Genomic DNA, 21,933 nt, shown 5'->3' on the forward strand with positions numbered 1-21,933 from the left:
GCGTTCTGTGGAGCGTCGTGCGTTCCGCCGACGGGAAAGCGCTGGGACGCGCTTTTCCGGATACGGCTGTGTCGAGGGGAGCCGGTCCTTGCCCGGCTCCGCGCGGTCGGCCTTTCGAGGTGGGCGCGTTCCGAGGAGCGTCGTGCGTTCCGCCGACGGGATAGAGCTGGGCGCGCTGTCCCGGAGGCGGCTGCGATCGGGACGGCCTGCTGGTGACGGCGGGAGAGCGCGGGGTCAGCGGAGGGAGATGCCCTCGGTGGCGGGGGCGGCGGAGTAGACGGCGGCGATGGTGTCGGCGAAGTCGGCGAGGATGACGTTGCGCTTGATGCTCATCTTCGGAGTCAGGTGACCGCTCGCCTCCGTGAACTCGGTCGGGAGGATCACGAACTTCCGGATCGACTCGGCGCGGGACACGCGCTCGTTCGCCGCATCGACGGCCCGCTGCACCTCGGCCAGAACGACCGGGTTCACGGCCGCGTCCTCGAGTGAGAGGCCCTTGTCCTGCCCGTTGTTGGCGAGCCACGTCGGCAGCATCTCGGAGTCGAGCGTGACCAGAGCAGCGATGAACGGGCGCTGATCGCCGACGACGACGACCTGGCCGACCAGCGGGTTCGCGCGGATCGGATCCTCCAGCGCCGCCGGAGCGACGTTCTTGCCGCCGGCGGTGACGATGATCTCCTTCTTCCGCCCGGTGACGCGCAGGTACCCGTCCTCGTCCAGGGTTCCGAGGTCGCCCGTGCGGAACCACTCGCCGTCGAACGACTCGGCCGTCGCCGCCTCGTTGTTCCAGTAGCCGCCGAAGACGTCGATGCCGCGCACCTGGATCTCGCCGTCGCCCGCGATCCGGATCGAGACGCCGGGCATCGCCGGGCCCACCGAGCCGATCTTGAAACGCTCGGTGCGGTTGACCGTGGCGGGCGCCGTCGTCTCCGTGAGGCCGTAGCCCTCGAGGATCTTGATGCCGAGGCTGTGGAAGAAGTGCCCGAGCCGGTCTCCCAGCGGCGCCGAGCCGGACACCGCGAAGCGGACGTTCCCGCCCATGGCGGTGCGCAGCTTCGAGTAGACGAGCCGGTCGAAGAGGAGGAACTGCAGCTTCAGCGCGAGCGGCACCGAGCCCGCCTCGAGCGCCATCGAGTGGGCGACGGCGACGTCGGCCGCGCGGCGGAAGATCTTCCCCTTCCCCCCGGCCTCGGCCTTCTGCTCGGCGGAGTTGTAGACCTTCTCGAACACGCGCGGCACGGCCAGGAGGAACGTCGGCTTGAAGGACGCGAGCGAGGGGAGCAGCTGCCTGGTGTCGGCCTGGTGCCCCACCTTCACCCCGCCGTGCACGCAGAGGATCGCGATGAAGCGGGCGAACACGTGCGCCGTGGTGATGAACAGCAGCGTCGACGCGCCGGGCTGGTGGATCAGCTCCGTCAGGGCGACCGCCGAGTTGCGGCTGAGCTCGACGAAGTTCGAGTGCCGGATGATGCAGCCCTTGGGGCGGCCGGTGGAGCCGGAGGTGTAGATGATCGTCGCGATGTCGGTGCCGGTCGCCAGCGAGCGGCGGCGCTCGATCTCGGCGTCCGGCACGTCGACGCCGCGCGCGACGAGCTTGTCCAGATCGCCCAGCCCGATCTGCCAGGCGAGTCGGACCTCGGGAAGGTCGGCGCGGATCTCGTCGAAGCGGGCGAAGTGCTCGGGAGTCTCGACGATCACGGCGTGCGCGCCGGAGTCGGCGAGGTTCCACTGCACCTGCGCGGGGGAGGAGGTCTCATACACCGGGACGAGGATCCCGCCGGCGAACCAGACGGCGAAGTCGATCAGCGTCCACTCGTAGCGCGTCTTGCAGATCAGCCCGACCTTCTCGCCCGGCTCGAGGCCGGCGGCGACGAAGCCCTTCGCGAGGGCCGTGACCTGGTCGAGGAACTCCTGCGCCGTCACATCGCGCCAGCCGTCGCCGTCGGGCAGCGCGAAGAGCGGGCGATCGGGTGTCTCGCGGACGCGGTCCAGCAGGAGGGCGGTCGTGTTGGCCTGGGGATCGGCCGGAACCACCAGGGGGGAATCGAACTGGTCCACGGCAACTCCTTCGGTACCTGAATGAACGTCGTCTCCACCCTACCGGCGCGGCGCAAGCTGTGGATCCGTTCAGGGTAACGATCCAGGGGTGGCTCCGCGAGGAGGGCCGACACGCGTCGCCGGGTCTCGCCGCTGAGCCGCATCGGAGCGCTCGCGGTCACTACACTCGTCCTGGCCGCCGCTCAGGGCGGCCCGCCGACGCTGCCGCGCCGGTGGCGACGGGAAGGCGGTTCGCGTGCACGCGATCGGGATCGACATCGGCGGCACGAAGATCGCCGGAGCCCTGGTCGACGAGTTCGGGGGGATCCTCCGCGAGGACCGTCGGCCCACTCCTGCCGGGCACCCCGAGCTGATCGTCGACGTCGTGGTCGAGATGGTCGAGCATCTGCGCTCCGGCCTGCTCCCGGGAGACGTCTCCGCGGTCGGAGTCGCCGCCGCCGGCTTCATCGACGCCTCGCAGTCGATCGTCTACTACGCCCCGAACATCAACTGGCGCAACGAGCCCTTCCGCGAGAAGCTCTCGGCCCGCATCGACCTGCCGATCATCATCGAGAACGATGCGAACGCCGCCGGCTGGGCCGAGTTCCGCTACGGCTCGGGCCGCCTCGTCAGCGACATGCTGATGCTCACCATCGGCACCGGAGTGGGTGGCGCGATCGTCATCAACGACCGGCTCCTGCGCGGCGGCTTCGGCGCCGCGGCCGAGATCGGGCACATGCGCGTCGTCCCCGGAGGCCTGCCCTGCGGCTGCGGCGCCCGCGGCTGCATCGAGCAGTACGGCTCGGGCCGCGCGCTCCAGCGCTTCGCCGGCGAGCTGGCCGACGCGGGCGGGATCGGCCAGGGCATCGCCGACGCCCGCGCCCGCAACGGCGGCGAGCTGAACGGCCACCTCATCTCCGAGCTGATCACCGCTGGCGACCTCGGCGCCCTCGCGGCGCTGCGACAGCTCGGCCACTGGCTGGGCGAGGCGGCGGCCAGCCTGAGCGCCGTCCTCGACCCGCAGATGTTCGTCATCGGCGGCGGAGTGGCGCAGGCGGGCGACCTCCTGCTGGACCCCATCCGCCAGGCCTACCTCGACAACCTCCCCGCCCGGGGCTACCACCCCGAGCCCGAGTTCCGCATCGCGGAGCTCGTCAACGACGCCGGAGTCGTGGGGGCCGCCGACCTGGCGCGCCTGCACGCGAGCTCCCTCTAGCGGCACCCGCCGCACCCGATCCGCCGCACCGCCGAGGAGCCCGATGTTCTACTGGTTCATGAAGCACATCGTCGCGGGCCCGCTCCTGAAGACGATCTTCCGGCCGTGGGTGGTCGGCGCCGACAAGGTGCCGCAGAACGGCGGCGTGATCCTCGCGAGCAACCACCTCTCCTTCATCGACTCCGTGATCCTCCCGCTGGTGATCGAGCGGAACATGGTCTTCCTCGCCAAGAGCGACTACTTCACCGGCAAGGGCCTCAAGGGCTGGGCGACGCGGACGTTCTTCACCGCCACGGGGATGCTGCCCATCGACCGCTCCGGTGGCAAGGCGTCGGAGGCCTCGCTCAACACGGGCCTCCGCGTCCTCGCGGGCGGCCACGCCCTGGGCATCTATCCCGAGGGCACGCGCAGCCCCGACGGCCGGATGTACCGCGGCCGCACCGGTGTCGCGCGCATGGTCCTCGAGGCCCGCGTGCCCGTCATCCCGGTCGCCATGATCGACACCGCGCGCATCATGCCCATCGGCAAGCGCCTGCCGAAGCTGGGCCGCATCGGCATCGTCTTCGGGGAGCCGCTCGACTTCAGCCGCTTCGAGGGCATGGAGGGCGACCGGTTCATCCTCCGCTCGATCACCGACGAGATCATGTACGAGCTCCTCGCCCTGAGCGGCCAGGAGTACCTCGACGTCTACGCGACCTCGGTCAAGGAGAAGCGCGCGGCCCTCACCCGCTGAGCGCCCGCTCGACGCCGGGGCCCCCTCCCGGCCGAGCGCCCTGCCAGGCGATAAGCTCGTCAACCGCTGCCGTCCGTCCGGACGGCGGCCCTCCGCGCGCCGCTGGCGCCCGTCAGAACCGGGAACACCCTCGTGGTCATCGATCCGAACGAACCGTACGTCCTCGCCGCCCCCTCCGTGGTCGCCGGCCTGGACTATTGGCGCGAGCTCGAGATCAAGCAGCAGCCGCAGTGGCCCGATGCGGAGGCCGTGCGAGCGGCGTCCGCCGAGGTGGCCGCGCTCCCTCCGCTGGTGTTCGCCGGCGAGGTGGACCAGCTGCGCGAGCGTCTCGGAGCCGCGGCCCGCGGCGAGGCGTTCCTCCTGCAGGGCGGCGACTGCGCCGAGACCTTCGCAGGAGCGACCGCCGAGCAGATCCGCAACCGCGTCAAGACCGTGCTGCAGATGGCCGTCGTCCTGACCTACGGCGCGAGCATGCCCGTCATCAAGATGGGCCGGATGGCCGGCCAGTTCGCGAAGCCGCGCTCGAGCGACCTCGAGACCCGCGGCGACGTGACCCTGCCCGCCTACCGCGGCGACATCGTCAACGGCTACGACTTCACCCCGGAGTCGCGCGCCGCGGACCCGCGCCGCATCGTGCAGGGCTACCACACCGCCGCCTCGACGCTGAACCTCATCCGCGCCTTCACGCAGGGCGGATTCGCCGACCTGCGCCTCGTCCACTACTGGAACAAGGGCTTCACCGAGAACCCGCAGAACCAGCGCTACGAGCAGCTGGCCCGCGAGATCGACCGCGCGGTCAAGTTCATGGTGGCGTGCGGGGCCGACTTCGAGGGCATGAAGCGCACCGAGTTCTACACCGGCCACGAGGGCCTGCTGATGGACTACGAGCGCCCCATGACGCGCATCGACTCGCGGACCGGCACGCCGTACAACACCTCCAGCCACTTCATCTGGATCGGCGAGCGCACCCGCGAGCTCGACGGCGCGCACGTCGACTTCCTGTCGCGGGTGCGCAACCCGATCGGCGTGAAGCTCGGCCCGTCGACCACGCCCGAGACGATGCTCGAGCTGATCGACAAGCTCGACCCCGAGCGGGAGCCCGGTCGCCTCACCTTCATCACCCGCATGGGTGCCGGGAGGATCCGCGACGCCCTCCCGCCGCTGCTCGAGGCCGTCAAGCGGAGCGACGCCCTGCCGCTGTGGGTGACCGATCCGATGCACGGCAACGGGCTGACGACGCCGACCGGCTACAAGACCCGTCGCTTCGACGACGTGGTCGACGAGGTCAAGGGCTTCTTCGAGGCGCACCGCGCCGCGGGGACGCACCCGGGCGGCATCCACGTCGAGCTCACGGGCGACGACGTCACCGAGTGCCTCGGCGGCTCGGAGCACATCGACGAGGCGACGCTCGCCACCCGGTACGAGTCGGTCTGCGACCCGCGCCTCAACCACATGCAGTCGCTCGAGCTCGCGTTCCTCGTGGCGGAGGAGCTCCGGGGCCGCGCGATCTGATCCGACCCCGACCGCCGGTCGAGTCCTCGTTGAGAGCTCGACCGGCGGCGTCAGGTCGTGATGGTGATCGACAGCTGGATCGTCGTGCCGCGCTGCACGAGATCGCCGGCCTTGTTGGACTGGTTCGTGACCTTGGTCAGCTCGTTCGGCGCCGCGTCGATCAGCGGGCCGAGCGTCGTCAGGGAGTAGCTCCACGACAGGTCCGCCGCCTCGAGGGCCGCCTTCGCCTCGTCGCGGTTCATCCCCACGACGTTCGGCACGGCGACGGGCTCGGGCCCCTTCGACACGACGACCGAGACGGTGTCGCCGGTCACGGCGGGCGCCTCCGGGTTCGCCTGCGTGAGGACGACGCCCGCGGCCACGGTGTCGCTCCAGTCCTCGCCGCTGCGGTCGAGGGCGAGACCGGCCGCCTCCGCCTTCGCCGTCGCGTCGTCGATCGAGAGGCCGACGACGTTCGGGATCGGTCCGAGGCTCACCACCATCGCGATGGTGCTGGTCTCGGACATCGTCTCGGGCAGCGCCGATCCGTCAGGCAGCGACGCGGAGACGACCACACCGGCGTCGACGTCGGCGTCGAAGATCTTCGAGACGTCGCCGACGGTGAAGGAGCCGCCCGTCACCGCGGCGGCAGCGTCGGCCTCCGAGAGGCCTGCGAGAGACGGGACCGGCAGCTGGCGCGGCCCGCTCGAGACGGTCAGCGTGATGACGGAGCCCTTGTGCACCCCCTGCCCGCCGGGCGGATCGGAGCTCACGACCGTCCCCGCGGGCACGGTGAGGTCGGGCGTCTCCTGCGGCTGCACCTCGAAGCCCTGCGCCTGCAGCTGGGCCGTCGCGTCCTGCTGCGACTGGCTGACGACGTCCGGGATCGACACGATCGCGCCGGGTCCCTCGCCGAACCACCAGGCCGTCCCGCCGCCGATGAGCGCCAGGAGGAGGACGACCACCGTGAGCAGGACGCCGCGGCGCCGTCGGACGCGGCGCCTGCTCGCGAGCCGGGCGACGGTGTCGTCGTCCTCGTCGACCACGAGCACCGCTCCGGGGGCCGGCGCCGGGTCGAAGACCGAGGTCTGCCCGGGCTCCGCCGTATCGAAGACGGCCGTCGCGGGCGCCGGATCGGCGACGGGCGCCGGGAGCGGGGTGACCGCCTGCGTGTCGCCGCGCCGGTCGCTCGGTGTGATGTCCATGAGCCGCTCGGCCTCGAGCAGCTGCGCGAGCATGACACCGGCGTCGCGGGGCCGCATGTCCGGGTCGCGCTCGGTCGCCCAGAGGACGAGCTCGTCGAGCGAGGTGGGGACGGAGGCGACCGTCGCGCTGGGGTACGGGACGGAGTCGTTCGCGTGCTGGTACGCGATCTGCATCGGCTGCTCGCCCGTGAAGGGCTGCTCTCCGGTGAGCATCTCGTAGATCATGATCCCGATGGCGTAGATGTCGCTGCGGGTGTCGGCGGTGCCCCGCGTGACCAGCTCGGGGGAGAGGTAGGCGATCGTGCCGAGGAGGGCCTGACCGGAGGCGGTGTTGGCGGAGGCGGCGCGCGCGAGGCCGAAGTCGCCGATCTTGATCCGGCCGTCGTCGGCGAGGAGCACGTTCTCGGGCTTGAGGTCGCGGTGGAGGATCCCGGCGCGGTGCGCGGCGGCGAGACCCGAGAGCACGGAGTGCATGATGTCGACGACCTGCTGGGCGGTCAGTCGGCCGCGCTCCTTGAGCAGGTCGCGCAGGGTGATCCCGGGGAGGTACTCCATCACCAGGTAGGCCATGTCCGAGTCCTGGCCCTGGTCGAAGACGCTGACCACGTTCGGGTGGGCGAGACGGGCGGCGGAGCGCGCCTCCTGGACGAAGCGGTTCTTGAACGTCGCGTCGTCGGAGAGGTGGCCGTGCATGACCTTCATCGCCACGCGGCGCTCGAGGCGCTGATCGTGCGCGAGGTAGACCGTCGCCATGCCGCCGCGGGCGATCCTCGAGCGCACCTCGTACCGGCCGTCGACGAGACGGCCGAGGAGAGGGTCGAGCTGGCTGGTGGTCACGCGACGAGTCTAGGCAAGACCCCCGGGGGAACCGGTGAGCGACGCCCGGGCGGCGCAGGACGGGCCCGACTCCTTCTCCGGGGCGCCCGCAGTTGGCGGCCCTCCGGGCTCGTGGCAGTCTTGACGCGTGACCGACTCGTCCGCTTCCCCCGCCACCTCGACCGATTCCGAGCTCGAGTGGCTGACCGTCCCCGACCTCGTGGAGCTGACCGGGCTCGGCGCCGGCCGGGTCCGCCGCCTCCTCGAGGAGCGCCACCTGCTCGGCACCCGCCGCGACGGCGTGCTGAAGGTCCCCGCCCTCTTCCTCCGCGACGGGGAGCCGATGAGCGAGATCCGCGGCACCGCGATCCTGCTCGCCGACTCCGGCTTCACCGACGACGAGGCGGTCGACTGGATGCTGACGGTCGAGGAGAGCCTGGGCACGAGCCCGATCGTCGCCCTCCGCGCTGGCCGCAAGGCCGAGGTCCGGCGGGTCGCCCAGGCCCTGGCCTGATCCCGCCGGTCCGCTCCTAGGAGGTGCGGACCGTGACCTGGGCTGCCAGCTCGCGCAGCTCCGCCACGCCCTCCGTGCGGAGCGGCGCGTCGGGGAGGACCGCGATCGCCGCGGCCACCTCCTGGTCGATGCGCTCCTCGAGCCGCTCGAGGGCGCCGCTGCCCGCGATGATCTCCTGCGCCCGCGCGATGGACGCCGCGTCGGCGTCGCTCCGGCCCACGACCGCGTCGAGCTCGGCCCGCTCGCCCGGCGAGCACGCGCCGCGGGCGAGGCCGAGCAGCACGGTGCGCTTGCCCTCCCGCAGATCGTCGCCGGCCGGCTTGCCCGTCACTGCCGGGTCGCCGAAGACTCCGAGGACGTCGTCGCGCAGCTGGAAGGCGATCCCGACCGGGAGCCCGAAGCGGCGCAGGGCGTCCAGCTGAGCGTCGTCGCCGCCGGCGAGGGAGCCGCCGATCACCAGCGGCGCCTCGATGCTGTACTTCGCGCTCTTGTAGACCACCACCCGCTCCGCCCGCTGCAGGTGCTCGTGCTCGGGGTGCTGCACCCACGCGCTCTCCTCGAGGATGTCGAGGTACTGGCCCAGCGTGACCTCGGTGCGCATCAGGTTGAACTCCGCGCGCGCGCGCTCGGCTGCGACTCGATCCCCGAGCGACCACTCCGCCGCGGCGAAGATCTCGTCCGACCAGACCAGGAGGAGGTCGCCGAGGAGGATCGCGGAGGAGCGGCCGAACTCGTCGCGGTCGCCGGTCCAGCCGCCGTCGGCGTGGAAGGAGGAGAAGCGCCGGTGGGCCGCGGGAGCGCCGCGGCGGGTGTCGGAGTTGTCGATCACGTCGTCGTGGACGAGGGCGGCGGCGTGGAACAGCTCCAGCCCGGCGCCCACCCTCGCGATCGGATCGGAGCCGCTCGGATGGGCCTCGCTCGAGGTGCTCGACACCGCGTTCCAGCCCGCCTCGCAGAAGCGCGCGCGGAACCGCTTGCCCCCGCTGAGAAAGTCCCGCGAAAGGTCGCCGAGGGCGGAGACGTCCTCTCCTATGGAGCGCAGAATTGGCGTGCGCCCGGTGAGGAATTCATCGATTCGGAGCTGGACGCGATCGACCAGTCGAGAGCTGTGGTTCACCCGACCAGCCTATGCACCGAAGGTGCCTGGTGCCTGCGTCGGGCTCGGTCTACACTGAAGCGCCGCCCGACCGGTCGAGCCCAGACGCCGCCTATTCCGGTGCCGATCCCCGAAAGGGTCGACGCCGCACCCTGAAGGGGTCACGATGCCGCTTTCGGAACACGAGCAACGGCTCCTCGATGAGATGGAGCGGAACCTCTACCAGAACGACGCCGATTTCGTGGCGGCGGTCGGCAAGGGGCGCGGCGGCACCAACTACCGGGCCCTCGTGCTCGGCATCCTGCTCGGCATCCTCGGTCTCGCCGTGCTCGTCGCGGGCGTGGTCGTGCGCCAGCCCCTCGTCGGCATCCTCGGGTTCGCCTTCATGCTCGGCGGCGTGATCGTGGCCATGCGCCCGGCCGCCGGCGGCTCCTCCGCGCCCGGCCTGCCCGACGTCGGCCGTCCGTCGAAGCCCCGCTCGGGCAACCGCCAGGGGTCCGGCTTCATGGACCGTCTGAACGACAGGTGGGACAACCGCGGAGACGGGCGCGGCTAGCCTCCCCTCCGCTCCACCACAGGGTCGATCCTCACGGATCGGCCCTTTTTTCGTGCCCGCGGCCTCCCTCCCGCGGCCCTCCCCCTCCACTTCTCCCCACTGTCGCGATTCCGCGGAAACACGCGGATGACCGGGGCCTCTCCGGCGCGCCCCGCGCCGCGCCGGGGTTGTGAGTGGGGGGAAGTGGAGTACTGTGGAGGACACACCATCCTTGGCCGGAAGAAGTGGGGGGGGCAGTCCGTGTTCCTCGGCACCTATTCCCCCAAGCTCGACGAGAAGGGCCGCGTGATCCTCCCCGCCAAGTTCCGCGACGAGCTCTCCTCCGGAGTCGTCGTCACGCGCGGCCAGGAGCGGTGCCTGTACGTGTTCAGCCAGGCCGAGTTCGAGGTCATGCACGAGAAGATCCGGCAGGCGCCGGTGACCAGCAAGCAGGCGCGGGACTTCCTCCGGGTGTTCCTCTCGGGCGCGAGCGCCGAGACGCCGGACAAGCAGAACCGTGTGACCCTCCCGGCTCCGCTGCGCGCCTACGCGGGCCTCGACCGCGACCTCACCGTCATCGGAGCGGGCAACCGCGCCGAGATCTGGGCGCAGGGCGCCTGGGAGACCTACCTGCAGGAGCAGGAGTCCGTGTTCTCCGACACCCAGGAGGAGGTGATCCCCGGCCTGTTCTAGGTCCTGTCGCGCGACTCCCAGCCACTCGGCGCCCGGACGCACCTTCCCCGGTGTCCGGACGCGAGGTGGATGGGGATCGGACGACAGGAACGGGAACGGCGGGACCGCCATGGCAGAGAACACTCCGAAGGGCGCTCCGCGCCCGACCGAGGAGCGGCACCTCCCGGTGCTGCTCGAGCGCTGCGTCGAGCTCCTGGCTCCGGCGCTGGAGCGCGACGGGGCGGTCGTCGTCGACGCGACGCTCGGCATGGGCGGGCACTCGCTCGCGCTGCTCGAGCGCTTCCCCGGCCTGCACCTCGTGGGCCTGGACCGCGACCCCGAGGCGCTGCAGCTCGCGGGGGAGCGGCTCTCCGCCCACGCCTCCCGGATCGACCTCGTGCACGCCGTCTACGACGAGCTGCCCGACGTGCTCGACGAGCTGGGCATCGACACGATCGACGGTGCGCTCTTCGACCTCGGCGTCTCCTCGCTCCAGCTCGACGAGACCGAGCGCGGGTTCTCCTACTCCAAGGACGCGCCGCTCGACATGCGGATGGACTCGACCGCCCCGCTCACAGCGGCGAGCATCCTCGCCGACTACGACGAGACCGCCCTGCGCCGCATCTTCCACGAGTACGGCGAGGAGCGCCTCGCCGCGCGCTACGCCAAGAAGATCGTGGAGGCCCGTCGCGAGGCTCCGCTGGAGCGCTCCGGCCGTCTCGTCGAGATCATCCAGGCGGCGACCCCGGTCGCGATCCAGCGGAACGGCCACCCCGCCAAGCGCGTCTTCCAGGCGCTGCGGATCGAGGTCAACCAGGAGCTGTCCGTCCTCGAGCGGGCGATCCCCGCCGCACTGGGCCGGATCAACGAGGGCGGGCGGATCGTCGTCGAGGCGTACCAGTCGCTCGAGGACCGGATCGTCAAGCGCGCGCTCCAGGCCGCGTCCTCCTCCACCGCCCCGGCCGGCCTCCCGATGGAGCTGCCGGAGCACCGACCCGAGTTCCGACTCGTCATCCGCGGAGCCGAGCTCGCCTCCGACGACGAGAAGGCCCGCAACCCCCGAGCGACACCCGTGCGTCTGCGCGCGGCCGAGAGGATCAGGAGCACCGCATGAGCGCCACCGCCGTCATCGACCCCGCCGTCATCGACACCGCCCGCCGAGCACGCCCCGAGGAGGAGGCGCCCCGCCCCCGCATCGAGGCCGTCCCGGCCGGTCAGGCGCAGTCGCGCCCGAAGCTCGTCTACGGGATCGTCGCCGTCGCCGGCCTCTTCGCGATCATCGTCGTCCAGCTCCTGGTGAGCGTCGGCCTCTCGCAGGGGGCCTACCAGATCTCGGCGCTGCAGACCGAGCAGAAGTCGCTCACCCGCAGCAACGCGGAGAAGCAGGACGCCGTCGACACGCTGAGCTCGCCGCAGAACCTCGCCACCGCCGCTCAGGGCCTGGGCATGGTCGCCAACACCGCGCCGGTCTACCTCCGCCTCTCGGACGGCGCCGTGCTGGGCGACCCCTCCTCCGCCGCGTCGAGCGAAGTCGCGGGCACCGCCTCCGCGCCGCTCGTGCCCAACGCCCTCGTCCCGGCTCTCCAGCCCGGCGCGAGCGCGTCCTCCCCGGCTGTCGACGGTGCGGCCGTACCGTTGCAGGGCGAGCTGCCCGCGCCCATCACGCACTGACGCACGGCGTCGCGGTCCGCCTCCGTGCGGGCACCCGCCCCGCGGGGCGCACGACGACCATCCGGACCCGACGAACGGCGGCCCGCCCGCCCGGAGCAAGAAGGACACCGCCGCAGTGAGACACCACCGCTCGAGCAGACGCCGCACGGCCGTCACGTTCGTCATCATCGTCGCCGTCGTCGGACTCTTCATCGGCAAGCTGGTGGACATCCAGATCGTGCGGGCGAACGAGCTCACCGATGCGGCCGCCCAGAACCAGTCGAACAGCGTCGTCACCTACGGTCAGCGCGGCCCCATCGTGGACCGCTCCGGGACGGTGCTCGCGGACACCACCACGCGCTACCGGCTGACCACCTCGCCGAAGAACGTGGCCGAGTTCCCGCGCGAGCTGGGCGAGGACCAGAAGGTCATGGTCAGCGTGCAGCAGGCCGCCTCCGAGATCGGCGCGATCACCGGGCAGTCGGTCGAGCAGATCACCGGAGCGGTGGACGCCGCGCTCGCGAAGGACGCCAAGGCCAACTACCTGATCCTCTCGGAGGGGCTCGACCTCGAGGCCTACCAGAAGCTCGTCGCGCTCGACATCCCGTGGACCTACTTCGAGACCCAGCAGGGACGCAGCTACCCCAACGGCGCGGTGGCCGGCAACCTCGTCGGCTACGTCGGGGCGGACGGAGCGGCCCAGGAGGGCATGGAGTACGCGGAGAACACCTGCCTCGCGGGGCAGAACGGGTCCGAGAGCTACGAGCGCAGCGCCGACTACGTCCGGATCCCGGGCAGCACCGTCTCGGAGACCCCGGCCGTCGACGGCGGGACGCTGAAGCTCACCATCGACTCCGACCTCCAGTACTACTCCCAGCAGGTCCTCTCGCAGCGCGTCGCCGAGGTCGGCGGCAGCTACGGGATCGTCGTGGTGCAGGAGGTCAAGACCGGCAAGCTGCTCGCCGTGGCCGAGACGCCGACCGTCGACCCCAACAACGTCGAGGCGAGCGCCTCCGCCGACCGCAGCTCGCGCGCGTTCCGCGCGCCGTTCGAGCCGGGCTCGACCTTCAAGCCGATGACGGCCGCGATGCTGATCGACCAGGGCCAGGCGGGCCCGACGACCCAGGTCGTCGTCCCGGACTCCTTCGAGAAGGACGGCGCCTCGTTCAGCGACGACTTCGCGCACACCCCGACGAACTACACGCTGACCGGCATCCTCAAGGACTCGTCGAACGTCGGCATCTCGATGCTCGGCTCCCGCCTGTCGGCCCAGACCCGCTACGACTACCTGCAGAAGTTCGGTCTCGGCACGCCCACTACGAGCGGCTTCCCCGGCGAGGAGGGCGGCCTGCTCGCCGACTACCAGGACTGGGACAACCAGACGAACTACACGACGATGTTCGGCCAGGGCGTCTCGGCGACCGCGGTGCAGGTCGCGAGCATCTACCAGACGCTCGGCAACGGCGGAGTGCGGCTCCCGTCGCAGCTGATCGACGGCTGCACCACGGCCGACGGCTCCGTCGTGGACGTCCCCGATGCGACGGGCACCCAGGTGGTGTCGAGCTCGGCCGCGAAGCAGGTCGTCGACATGCTGCAGACGCACTACAACGAGGGCTGGCTGGCGAACGACATCCACGTCGACGGCTACAACATCGCCACCAAGACCGGTACCGCGCAGCAGCCCGACGGCAAGGGCGGCTACTCGAAGAGCTACACCGTCTCGCTCGCCGGGCTCGCGCCGGCGGAGGACCCGGAGTACGTCGTGACGGTCACCATCGCCGATCCGGTTAAGATGAACACGTCCCAGGCGACGGCTCCCGTCTTCCAGCAGGTCATGACCCAGGTGCTCAAGACCAACCGGGTGGAGCCGTCCACGGTGCCGCCCGTCGAGTACCCGACGACGTGGTGAGCCCCGCCGGGACCACGATCCACGCACCAGAACGAGAGAAAGAGCGGGCAGTGCACGACCCTCGCCCGCAGTCCTCCCTCCGCCCCGAGCACCCCGTGCCGCGGAGCCTCTCGCAGCTCGTGGCCGAGTTCTCCCTCGGCCCGGTCCGCGGCCTCGAGGGCGTCGAGGTGAGCGGAGTCACGCTGGACTCGAACCAGGTCGAGTCCGGGGACCTCTACGTCGGTGTCGCAGGACGCCGTGCCCATGGCGCGGCCTTCGCGTCGGCCGCCGCGGCGTCCGGAGCCGTCGCCGTGCTGACCGACCCCGCCGGAGCGGAGCTCGCCGCCGACAGCGGCCTGCCCGTGCTGGTGACTCCCGACCCGCGGGCCGCCCTCGGCGACGTCGCCGCGTGGATCCACCGGACCCGCGAGGACGTCCCGACGCTCTTCGGCGTGACGGGGACCAACGGCAAGACGAGCGTCGTCTACATCCTCGACGCGCTGCTGCGCCGGCTCGGAGTCGTCTCCGGCCTCAGCTCCACCGCCGAGCGCCGGATCGGCGACGTCGCCGTGGTCAGCTCGCTGACCACTCCCGAGGCGAGCGAGCTGCACGGCCTGCTCGCTCGGATGCGCGAGTCCGCCGTCCGCGCGGTCTCCATCGAGGTGTCGGCGCAGGCGCTCACGCGGCACCGGATCGACGGCCTCGTCTTCGACGTCGTCGGCTTCACGAACCTCAGCCACGACCACCTCGACGACTACTCCGATCTGCGCGAGTACTTCGAGGCCAAGGCCGACCTCTTCGAGCCGGAGCGCGCACGCCGCGGCGTCGTCACGGTCGACAGCGCCTGGGGGCGCGAGCTCGCCGAGCGCAGCCGCATCCCCGTCGCGACGCTCGCCGGCTCTCCGGTCGTCGGAGTCGCCCCGACGACGCCTGCCGACTGGTCGATGACGGTGCTGGACGCGACGCCCGACAGCACCACCTTCCGCCTGGAGGGGCCCGAGAACCGCTCCGTCGTCGTCACCGTCTCGCTGATCGGCTGGTACATGGCGTCCAACGCCGCGCTGGCGATCGTGATGCTGGTGGAGTCGGGCTTCGACCTGGACGCCGTCGCGCACGCGCTCGAGGACAGCCGTCTCGACGTCTACATCCCGGGCCGCGCAGAGCTCGTCTCGGGGGAGCGCGGACCGCGCGTCTACGTCGACTACGGCCACACCCCCGACGCGTTCCAGAACGCGCTCGAGGCGCTGCGGACCATCACGCCTGGCCGCCTGTTCATGGTGTTCGGGGCGGACGGGGACCGCGACACGACCAAGCGGAGCGACATGGGCGGCATCGCCGCCCGCCTCGCCGACGTCGTGGTCGTCACCGACTTCCACCCGCGCTGGGAGGATCCGGCCGCCATCCGCGCCGCGCTCCTCCAGGGCGCCCGGGCCGCCGTGCCCGACCGGGAGATCCACGAGATCGCCGACCCGCGCGCCGCCGTGCGCGCCGCCGTCGCCCTCGCGCGCGAAGGGGACTCGATCCTCTACGCCGGGCCCGGCCACGAGGACCACCAGGAGATCGCAGGAGTGCACATGCCGTATTCGGCCAGAGACGACGTCCGTCACGCGCTGCGCGAGGCGGGCTGGCTGTAGATGATCGCCCTCACCCTCACCGAGATCGCCGAGGCCGTCTCCGGACGCCTCCACCTGGCCGGCTCGTCCGCCACGGCCGCCACCGTGATCGACGGAGCGACCGAGACCGACTCCCGCGAGATCGCGCCCGGCGGGATCTTCGTCGCCAAGCGCGGCGAGCACACCGACGGCCACCTCTTCGCTCCCGCCGCTCTCGAGCGCGGTGCCGCGCTCCTCATCGTGGAGCGCCCGCTCGACCTCGACGTGCCGCAGGTCCTCGTCGACGACTCCGTGGAGGCGCTCGGCGCGCTGGCGACCGAGGTCGTCCGCCGCGTCCGCGCGAAGGGCGGGCTCACCGTCATCGGCGTCACCGGCTCGAACGGCAAGACGACGACCAAGAACCTCCTCCGCACCGTCCTCGAGCGGGTCGGCGAGACGGTCGCTCCGCGCGGATCCTTCAACAACGAGGTCGGCGCGCCGATCACGATGCTCCAGGTGTCCGAGTCGACGCGCTTCCTCGTCGCCGAGATGGGCGCGAGCGCGGTCGGCGAGATCCGCCGCCTCGTCCGGATGGCCAGGCCCGACGTCGGCGTCGTCCTCGCCGTGGGCCTCGCGCACGCCGGCGAGTTCGGCGGGATCGAGCGCACGCTCGAGGCCAAGACAGAGATGGTCGCCGACCTCACCGCCGACGACGTCGCCGTGCTGAACGCCGACGACGGCCGGGTCGCCTCGATGGCGGGCCGCACCGCCGCCCGGGTCCTCTGGTTCGGCCGCGGCGAGAGCGCGGACGTCCGCGCCGTCGATATCGACGCGACCGCCGACGGCACCCGCTTCGCCATCGAGGTCTCGGCGGGGGAGGGCCGCGAGGCCGCTCGCGCCGAGCTCCTGCTGCGCGTCCTCGGCGAGCACCACGTGATGAACGCCCTCGCGGCGACCGCCGCCGCGCTCTCTGTCGGAGTGGCGCTGCCCGCGATCGTCGAGGCTCTCGCGACCGTCACCCTCGCCGAGCGCGGCCGCATGGAGGTCCTGGGCGGCGAGGACGTCCGCATCATCAACGACGCGTACAACGCGAGTCCCGACTCCACCGCGGCCGCCCTGCGCACCCTCGCTCAGATCGCGAAGCCCGGGGGGCGCACCGTCGCCGTCCTGGGAGAGATGAGCGAGCTCGGCGAGTGGGCCGACGAGGAGCACGAGCGCGTGGGCCTGCTGGCCGTGCGCCTCAACATCTCCCAGATCGTGGTGGTGGGCCGAGGCGCCCGCCGGATCCACGTCGCGGCCGAGCGCGAGGGGTCGTGGAGCGGCGAGTCCGTCTTCGCGGAGACCTCCGACGAGGCGTTCGACCTCCTCGAGGACTACCTGCGACCCGGCGACACCGTGCTGGTCAAGTCGTCCAACTCCGCGGGGCTGCGCTTCCTCGCCGACCGTCTCGGGGAGCGTCACCGATGAGGGCACTCCTCCTGTCCGGCGCGTTCTCGGGAGCCTTCACGCTCCTGATGACGCCCCTGTTCATCCGCCTCTTCCACCGCCTGCAGTGGGGCCAGTTCATCCGCGAGGACGGACCGAAGTCGCACCACGTCAAGCACGGCACGGCGACGATGGGCGGCATCGTCATCATCATCGGCACCGTGGTCGGCTACTTCCTCGGGATGCTGTTCGGCAACCGGGCGATCGCGCCGTCGGCCCTGCTGGTGCTCTTCATGATGGTCGGGCTCGGACTCGTCGGCTTCGTCGACGACTTCCTGAAGACCCGCAACCAGCGCAGCCTCGGCCTCGGCGGCTGGGCGAAGATCGCCGGCCAGGTCATCGTCGCCGCGGCCTTCGCGGTGATCGCGATCATGGTCCGCGACTCCAACGGGCTCACCCCCGCGTCCACCTCGATCTCGTTCATCCGCGACCTGCCGTTCGACTTCGCCTCCCTCGGCTGGATCGGCATCGGCCTGTTCGTGCTGTGGATCTGCATCATCGTCACCAGCACGTCGAACGGCGTGAACGTCGCCGACGGGCTCGACGGACTCGCGACCGGGTCCTCGATCCTCGCGATCGGCTCCTACGTCATCATCGGGTTCTGGCAGTCGAACCAGTGGTGCTTCGACCAGCACCTCAACCCCGAGGTCGTCGACAAGTGCTACCAGGTGAGCGACCCGTTCGACCTGGCCATCATCGCGGCGGCCGTCTCCGGTGCCCTGGTGGGCTTCCTCTGGTGGAACACCTCGCCGGCGCAGATCTTCATGGGCGACACCGGCTCGCTCGGCCTCGGCGGCGCGCTCGCGGCCCTGGCGATCCTCACCCGCACCGAGCTGCTGGTCATCCTCATCGGCGGCCTGTTCGTCATCGTGACCGGCTCGGTCATCCTCCAGCGGATCTACTTCAAGCTGACCCGGGGCAAGCGCATCTTCCTGATGAGCCCGCTCCACCACCACTTCGAGCTCAAGGGCTGGGCCGAGATCACCGTCGTGGTCCGGTTCTGGATCATCGCCGGCATCTTCGTCGCCGCCGGAGTCGGGCTCTTCTACCTGGAATGGCTGTCGCTGGCATGACCGATCCCGCCCGTCCCGACTCCCTCCGCAGCTGGCACTCGGACTGGCGCGGCCTGCGCGTCGCCGTGCTGGGCCTGGGCGTCACCGGGTTCTCGGTGGCCGACACCCTGACCGAGCTCGGCTCCGAGGTGCTGGTCCTCGCCGACCGCGCCGACGAGGAGCGCGAGCGCCTGCTCGAGGTGATCGGCGCCCGCCTGCACCGGGCCGACCGCCTCGACTCCGCTCCGGAGGAGCTGCACGCGTTCGCACCGGAGCTGGTCGTGGTGTCGCCCGGCTTCCGGCCGACGCACCCGATCCTCGTGTGGGCGGCGGAGTCCGGGATCCCCGTGTGGGGCGACGTCGAGCTCGCCTGGCGCGTCCGCGACAAGGTCGTGCGCGCCGACGGCACTCCGGCGGAATGGGTGGCCGTCACCGGCACCAACGGGAAGACCACGACCGTCCAGCTCACGGCGACGATGCTCGTGGCCGGCGGCCTCCGCGCCGCCCCCTGCGGCAACATCGGCGTGCCCGTGCTCGACGCGGTCCGCGACCCGCAGGGCTTCGACGTCCTCGTCGTGGAGCTCTCGAGCTACCAGCTGCACTACCTGGGCGCGATCGAGCCGATCGCGAGCGTGTGCCTCAACATCGCCGACGACCACCTCGACTGGCACGGTTCGTTCGACGCCTACCGCGCAGCCAAGGGCAAGGTCTACGCCGGCACCCGCGTCGCCTGCGTGTACAACCGCGCCGACGCGGCGACCGAGCAGATGGTGCTCGACGCCGAGGTGGTGGAGGGCGCCCGGGCGATCGGGTTCGGCCTCGGCGTGCCCGGCCCGAGCGACTTCGGGATCGTCGACGGCATCCTCTGCGACCGCGCCTTCCTCGAGGACCGCCGCACCAGTGCCCTCGAGATCACCACCGTGGACGAGCTCGCCGCTCGGAACCTCGCCGCTCCGCACATCGTCCAGAACGTGCTCGCCGCGGCAGCGCTCTCCCGAGCGTGCGGGATCGAGGTCACGGCCGTCCGCACCGCGCTGGCGTCCTTCGAGCTCGACGCCCACCGCATCCAGGTCGTCGCCGAGCACGACGGGGTGACCTGGGTGAACGACTCCAAGGCCACGAACCCGCACGCCGCCGACGCCTCGCTGCGCGCGTACCCGTCGGTCGTCTGGGTCGTCGGCGGCCTGCTCAAGGGCGTCGACGTGGACGCCCTCGTGGCCGCGCACGTCGGCCGCCTGCGGGGCGCCGTGGTGATCGGCGCCGACCGCTCGGCGCTGCTCGCGGCATTCCGGCGACACGCGCCCGCCCTCCCCGTGAGCGAGGCGGTGCCGGACGACACTGGTGCGGTGATGCAGGCGGCCGTCGAGGCCGCCGCGACGCTCGCCCGCTCGGGGGACGTCGTCCTGCTCGCACCCGCCGCGGCCTCGATGGACCAGTTCCTCGACTACGCGGCTCGGGGCCGCTCCTTCGCGGCCGCCGTGGCGACACACCTGGGAGGGGGAGCCGATGACCGCTCCGACGACGAGCCGCCCCGCGGGCCGCTCGCGCACTGAGCCGCGCGGGAAGGACCGGAGCGGGGCCCGCTCCGCGCGGATCGTCCTGTCGAAGGTCTTCGCCTCCCACTCGCCGAACTTCTACCTCCTCTTCGGCACCACGCTCTTCCTGGTGCTGTTCGGACTGACGATGGTGCTCTCCTCCTCGTCGGTCACCTCCTACGTGTCGAGCGACGACTCCTTCGGCGGCTTCCTGCGCCAGGGCGGATTCGCCCTCCTCGGGATCCCGATGATGCTGGTGGTCTCGCGGCTGCCCCTCGGCGTGTGGAAGCGCGTGACGCCGATCCTGCTCATCGCCGGCTGCGTCCTCCAGTGCCTCGTGCTCTTCACACCGCTCGGCGACTCCGTCGGCGGGAACCGCAACTGGATCCGCCTCGGCGCCTTCAGCATGCAGCCCTCCGAGATCATCAAGCTCGCGCTCGCCCTCTGGCTGGGGCTCCTGCTCGCCCGCCGCTACCGGTCGCCGAAGGACTGGAAGGACGCGCTCATCCCCGTCCTGATCGTCGGCGGCGCGGCGATCGGACTGGTCCTCATCGGAGGCGACCTGGGCACGGTCGTGATCATGGCGGGCATCGTCCTCGCCGCGCTCTTCTACGCGAACGTCCAGATGGAGGTCCTCGTGCCGATCGTGGTGGTCGGCGCGATCGGAGCGGTGCTGTTCGCCGTCTCCAGCGACAACCGCCTCACCCGGATCATGTCCTTCCTCGGCGACTGCTCCAACGTCGAGGAGTACCAGAACTCGTGCTGGCAGCCGGTGCACGGCACCTGGGCGATGGCCTCCGGCGGGATCTTCGGCGTGGGCCTCGGCAACTCCAAGGCCAAGTGGTCCTGGCTGCCCGCCGCGGACAACGACTACATATTCGCCATCATCGGCGAGGAGCTCGGGCTGATCGGAGCGATCGTCGTCCTGGCGCTGTTCGTGGTCCTCGCGGTCGCCTTCTTCCGCGTCATCCACGCGTCCTCCGATCCGTTCGTGCGGATCAGCACCGGCGCGATCATGGTCTGGCTGATCGGCCAGGCGTTCGTCAACATCGGCGTCGTCCTGGGGGTGCTCCCGGTGCTGGGGGTCCCGCTGCCGCTGATCTCCTCCGGAGGCACCGCCCTGCTCAGCTCGCTCCTCGCCATCGGCGTCGTCCTCTCCTTCGCCCGCACCCAGACCGCGCCCCTGCCCGGCGCTGGCGTGCTGCGCCGCAGGAAGGCGGCGGCGGAGTGACCCGCTACCTGCTCGCCGGCGGCGGCACCGCCGGCCACGTCAATCCGCTGCTCGCGACGGCCGACGAGATCCGCAGGCGGAACCCGCGCGACGAAGTGCTCGTGCTCGGCACCGCGGAGGGGCTCGAGGCGCGCCTCGTCCCCCTCCGCGGCTACGAGCTCTCGGTGATCCCGCGGCTGCCGTTCCCGCGCCGCCCGAACGCGGCGGCGCTGCGGTTCCCCGGAGCCTTCCGCGCGACCATCGCCGGCATCGTCCGGACGATCCGCGATCGGCGGATCGACGCGGTGGTCGGCTTCGGAGGGTACGCGGCAGCACCCGCCTACCTGGCGGCCCGCCGCGCCGGCGTCCCCTTCACCGTCCACGAGGCCAACGCGCGCCCCGGGCTCGCCAACCGCCTCGGCGCGCGCGCGACCCGCTCGGTCGGCGTGGCCTTCGAGGGCACGCCCCTGCCGCACGCGCGGGTGGTCGGCATGCCGCTGCGCCGCGAGATCGCCGAGCTCGACCGGGCCGCGCGCCGCGACGAGGCGATGGCGGCGCTGGGCCTCGACCCGTCCCGGCAGACCCTCCTGGTGACCGGCGGCTCCCTCGGCGCTCGACGGATCAACGCGACGGTGCACGCCGCCGCCCGGGATCTCGTCGCCACCGGCTTCCAGGTCCTCCACATCACGGGCGACCGTGCCGAGATCACGGACCCGGGGGTGGCCGGCTACCACCTCCTCGCCTACTGCGACCGGATGGACCTCGCGCTGTCCGCCGCGGACGTGGCCGTCTCCCGCGCGGGGGCGGCGACCGTCAGCGAGCTGACAGCCCTCGGCCTGCCCGCGGTCTACGTCCCGTACCCGGTCGGCAACGGCGAGCAGCGCTACAACGCGCGCGGCGTCGTCGACGCCGGGGGAGCGGTCCTCGTCGAGGACGCCGCCTTCCTCCCCGGCTGGGTGCAGCGGGAGCTCGTACCGCTCCTGGGCGACACCGCCCGTCGCGACGAGATGGCGCGCCGGGCTGCCCGCGTGGGAGTCCGCGACGGCTCCGGGCGGCTCGTCGACCTGATCGAGTCGACCCTCTCCGCTCCGCGCTGAGCCCGCTCCGCGCGGCTCGTGAGAGCACTCCCGCCCACCGTCTACACTGATCCGGCGCACCGCGGGAGGCCCCTCCCGCCCGCCGCGACCCACCCGAAAGCGAGAGCCC

General features: G+C 71.7%; 18 protein-coding genes. 15 read left to right on the top strand and 3 right to left on the bottom strand.

The features are described from left to right. Positions 1 to 234: 234 nt before the first annotated feature. Positions 235 to 2,058, bottom strand: coding sequence for a long-chain fatty acid--CoA ligase (locus tag C5C56_RS00415; RefSeq protein WP_104247148.1), 1,824 nt, complete (start codon positions 2,056 to 2,058; stop codon positions 235 to 237). A 235-nt stretch (positions 2,059 to 2,293) separates the two neighbouring features. Here C5C56_RS00415 and C5C56_RS00420 point away from each other — a divergent pair, with 235 nt between their 5' ends. The 3 genes from C5C56_RS00420 to C5C56_RS00430 all read left to right on the top strand — a co-directional run bounded on the left by C5C56_RS00420 (position 2,294) and on the right by C5C56_RS00430 (position 5,498). Beyond that, positions 2,294 to 3,253, top strand: a complete 960-nt coding sequence (locus tag C5C56_RS00420; protein ID WP_104222580.1) for an ROK family glucokinase — start codon at positions 2,294 to 2,296, stop codon at positions 3,251 to 3,253. A 43-nt stretch (positions 3,254 to 3,296) separates the two neighbouring features. Continuing rightward, the gene (locus tag C5C56_RS00425; RefSeq protein WP_104222581.1) at positions 3,297 to 3,986 is read left to right on the top strand and encodes a 1-acyl-sn-glycerol-3-phosphate acyltransferase; all 690 of its coding nucleotides are present in this window, start codon (positions 3,297 to 3,299) and stop codon (positions 3,984 to 3,986) included. 177 nt (positions 3,987 to 4,163) lie between these two features. Further along, positions 4,164 to 5,498, top strand: coding sequence for a class II 3-deoxy-7-phosphoheptulonate synthase (locus C5C56_RS00430; protein WP_104222617.1), 1,335 nt, complete (start codon positions 4,164 to 4,166; stop codon positions 5,496 to 5,498). Between the two features lie 50 nt (positions 5,499 to 5,548). Here C5C56_RS00430 and pknB read toward each other — a convergent pair whose 3' ends face one another. After that, positions 5,549 to 7,519 (bottom strand): Stk1 family PASTA domain-containing Ser/Thr kinase, encoded by a 1,971-nt coding sequence (pknB, locus tag C5C56_RS00435; RefSeq protein ID WP_104318955.1) that lies wholly within the window; start codon positions 7,517 to 7,519, stop codon positions 5,549 to 5,551. A gap of 127 nt (positions 7,520 to 7,646) precedes the next feature. Here pknB and C5C56_RS00440 point away from each other — a divergent pair, with 127 nt between their 5' ends. Then, complete coding sequence (locus C5C56_RS00440; protein WP_104222583.1) at positions 7,647 to 8,012, top strand: Rv2175c family DNA-binding protein; 366 nt, start codon at positions 7,647 to 7,649, stop codon at positions 8,010 to 8,012. Positions 8,013 to 8,028: 16 nt separating this feature from the next. Here the strand turns inward: C5C56_RS00440 and C5C56_RS00445 are convergent, their stop codons facing one another. Continuing rightward, positions 8,029 to 9,129, bottom strand: coding sequence for a polyprenyl synthetase family protein (locus tag C5C56_RS00445; RefSeq protein ID WP_104222584.1), 1,101 nt, complete (start codon positions 9,127 to 9,129; stop codon positions 8,029 to 8,031). A 145-nt stretch (positions 9,130 to 9,274) separates the two neighbouring features. On the opposite strand from C5C56_RS00445, the gene C5C56_RS00450 reads away from it, so the two are divergent. The 11 genes from C5C56_RS00450 to murG all read left to right on the top strand — a co-directional run bounded on the left by C5C56_RS00450 (position 9,275) and on the right by murG (position 21,824). Next, positions 9,275 to 9,664 (top strand): DUF3040 domain-containing protein, encoded by a 390-nt coding sequence (locus tag C5C56_RS00450; protein WP_104318956.1) that lies wholly within the window; start codon positions 9,275 to 9,277, stop codon positions 9,662 to 9,664. Positions 9,665 to 9,904: 240 nt separating this feature from the next. Further along, positions 9,905 to 10,336 (top strand): division/cell wall cluster transcriptional repressor MraZ, encoded by a 432-nt coding sequence (mraZ, locus tag C5C56_RS00455; protein ID WP_104222586.1) that lies wholly within the window; start codon positions 9,905 to 9,907, stop codon positions 10,334 to 10,336. A 109-nt stretch (positions 10,337 to 10,445) separates the two neighbouring features. Further along, positions 10,446 to 11,429 (top strand): 16S rRNA (cytosine(1402)-N(4))-methyltransferase RsmH, encoded by a 984-nt coding sequence (gene rsmH, locus C5C56_RS00460; RefSeq protein WP_104225374.1) that lies wholly within the window; start codon positions 10,446 to 10,448, stop codon positions 11,427 to 11,429. Beyond that, on the top strand, positions 11,426 to 11,986 hold the full coding sequence (locus C5C56_RS00465; protein ID WP_104222588.1) for a hypothetical protein: 561 nt from the start codon (positions 11,426 to 11,428) through the stop codon (positions 11,984 to 11,986). Before rsmH ends, C5C56_RS00465 begins: the two co-directional genes overlap by 4 nt. A 115-nt stretch (positions 11,987 to 12,101) precedes the next feature. Further along, positions 12,102 to 13,874, top strand: a complete 1,773-nt coding sequence (locus C5C56_RS00470; RefSeq protein WP_244229623.1) for a penicillin-binding protein 2 — start codon at positions 12,102 to 12,104, stop codon at positions 13,872 to 13,874. A 50-nt stretch (positions 13,875 to 13,924) separates the two neighbouring features. Further along, positions 13,925 to 15,487: a Mur ligase family protein gene (locus C5C56_RS00475; protein ID WP_104318957.1), complete on the top strand. Its 1,563-nt coding sequence runs from the start codon at positions 13,925 to 13,927 to the stop codon at positions 15,485 to 15,487. Then, positions 15,488 to 16,912: a UDP-N-acetylmuramoyl-tripeptide--D-alanyl-D-alanine ligase gene (gene murF / locus C5C56_RS00480; RefSeq protein WP_104247145.1), complete on the top strand. Its 1,425-nt coding sequence runs from the start codon at positions 15,488 to 15,490 to the stop codon at positions 16,910 to 16,912. It begins immediately after the preceding gene. Then, complete coding sequence (gene mraY, locus C5C56_RS00485; protein ID WP_104222591.1) at positions 16,909 to 18,003, top strand: phospho-N-acetylmuramoyl-pentapeptide-transferase; 1,095 nt, start codon at positions 16,909 to 16,911, stop codon at positions 18,001 to 18,003. The genes murF and mraY overlap by 4 nt, the downstream gene beginning before the upstream one ends. Further along, complete coding sequence (murD, locus tag C5C56_RS00490) at positions 17,985 to 19,535, top strand: UDP-N-acetylmuramoyl-L-alanine--D-glutamate ligase (RefSeq protein ID WP_258065530.1); 1,551 nt, start codon at positions 17,985 to 17,987, stop codon at positions 19,533 to 19,535. Before mraY ends, murD begins: the two co-directional genes overlap by 19 nt. Beyond that, complete coding sequence (ftsW, locus tag C5C56_RS00495) at positions 19,489 to 20,748, top strand: putative lipid II flippase FtsW (RefSeq protein WP_104318958.1); 1,260 nt, start codon at positions 19,489 to 19,491, stop codon at positions 20,746 to 20,748. The genes murD and ftsW overlap by 47 nt, the downstream gene beginning before the upstream one ends. Then, positions 20,745 to 21,824 (top strand): undecaprenyldiphospho-muramoylpentapeptide beta-N-acetylglucosaminyltransferase, encoded by a 1,080-nt coding sequence (gene murG / locus C5C56_RS00500; RefSeq protein WP_104273472.1) that lies wholly within the window; start codon positions 20,745 to 20,747, stop codon positions 21,822 to 21,824. The genes ftsW and murG overlap by 4 nt, the downstream gene beginning before the upstream one ends. Positions 21,825 to 21,933: the final 109 nt, after the last annotated feature.

The organism is Rathayibacter sp. AY1D1, from assembly GCF_002932635.1.
Lineage (GTDB): Bacteria > Actinomycetota > Actinomycetes > Actinomycetales > Microbacteriaceae > Rathayibacter.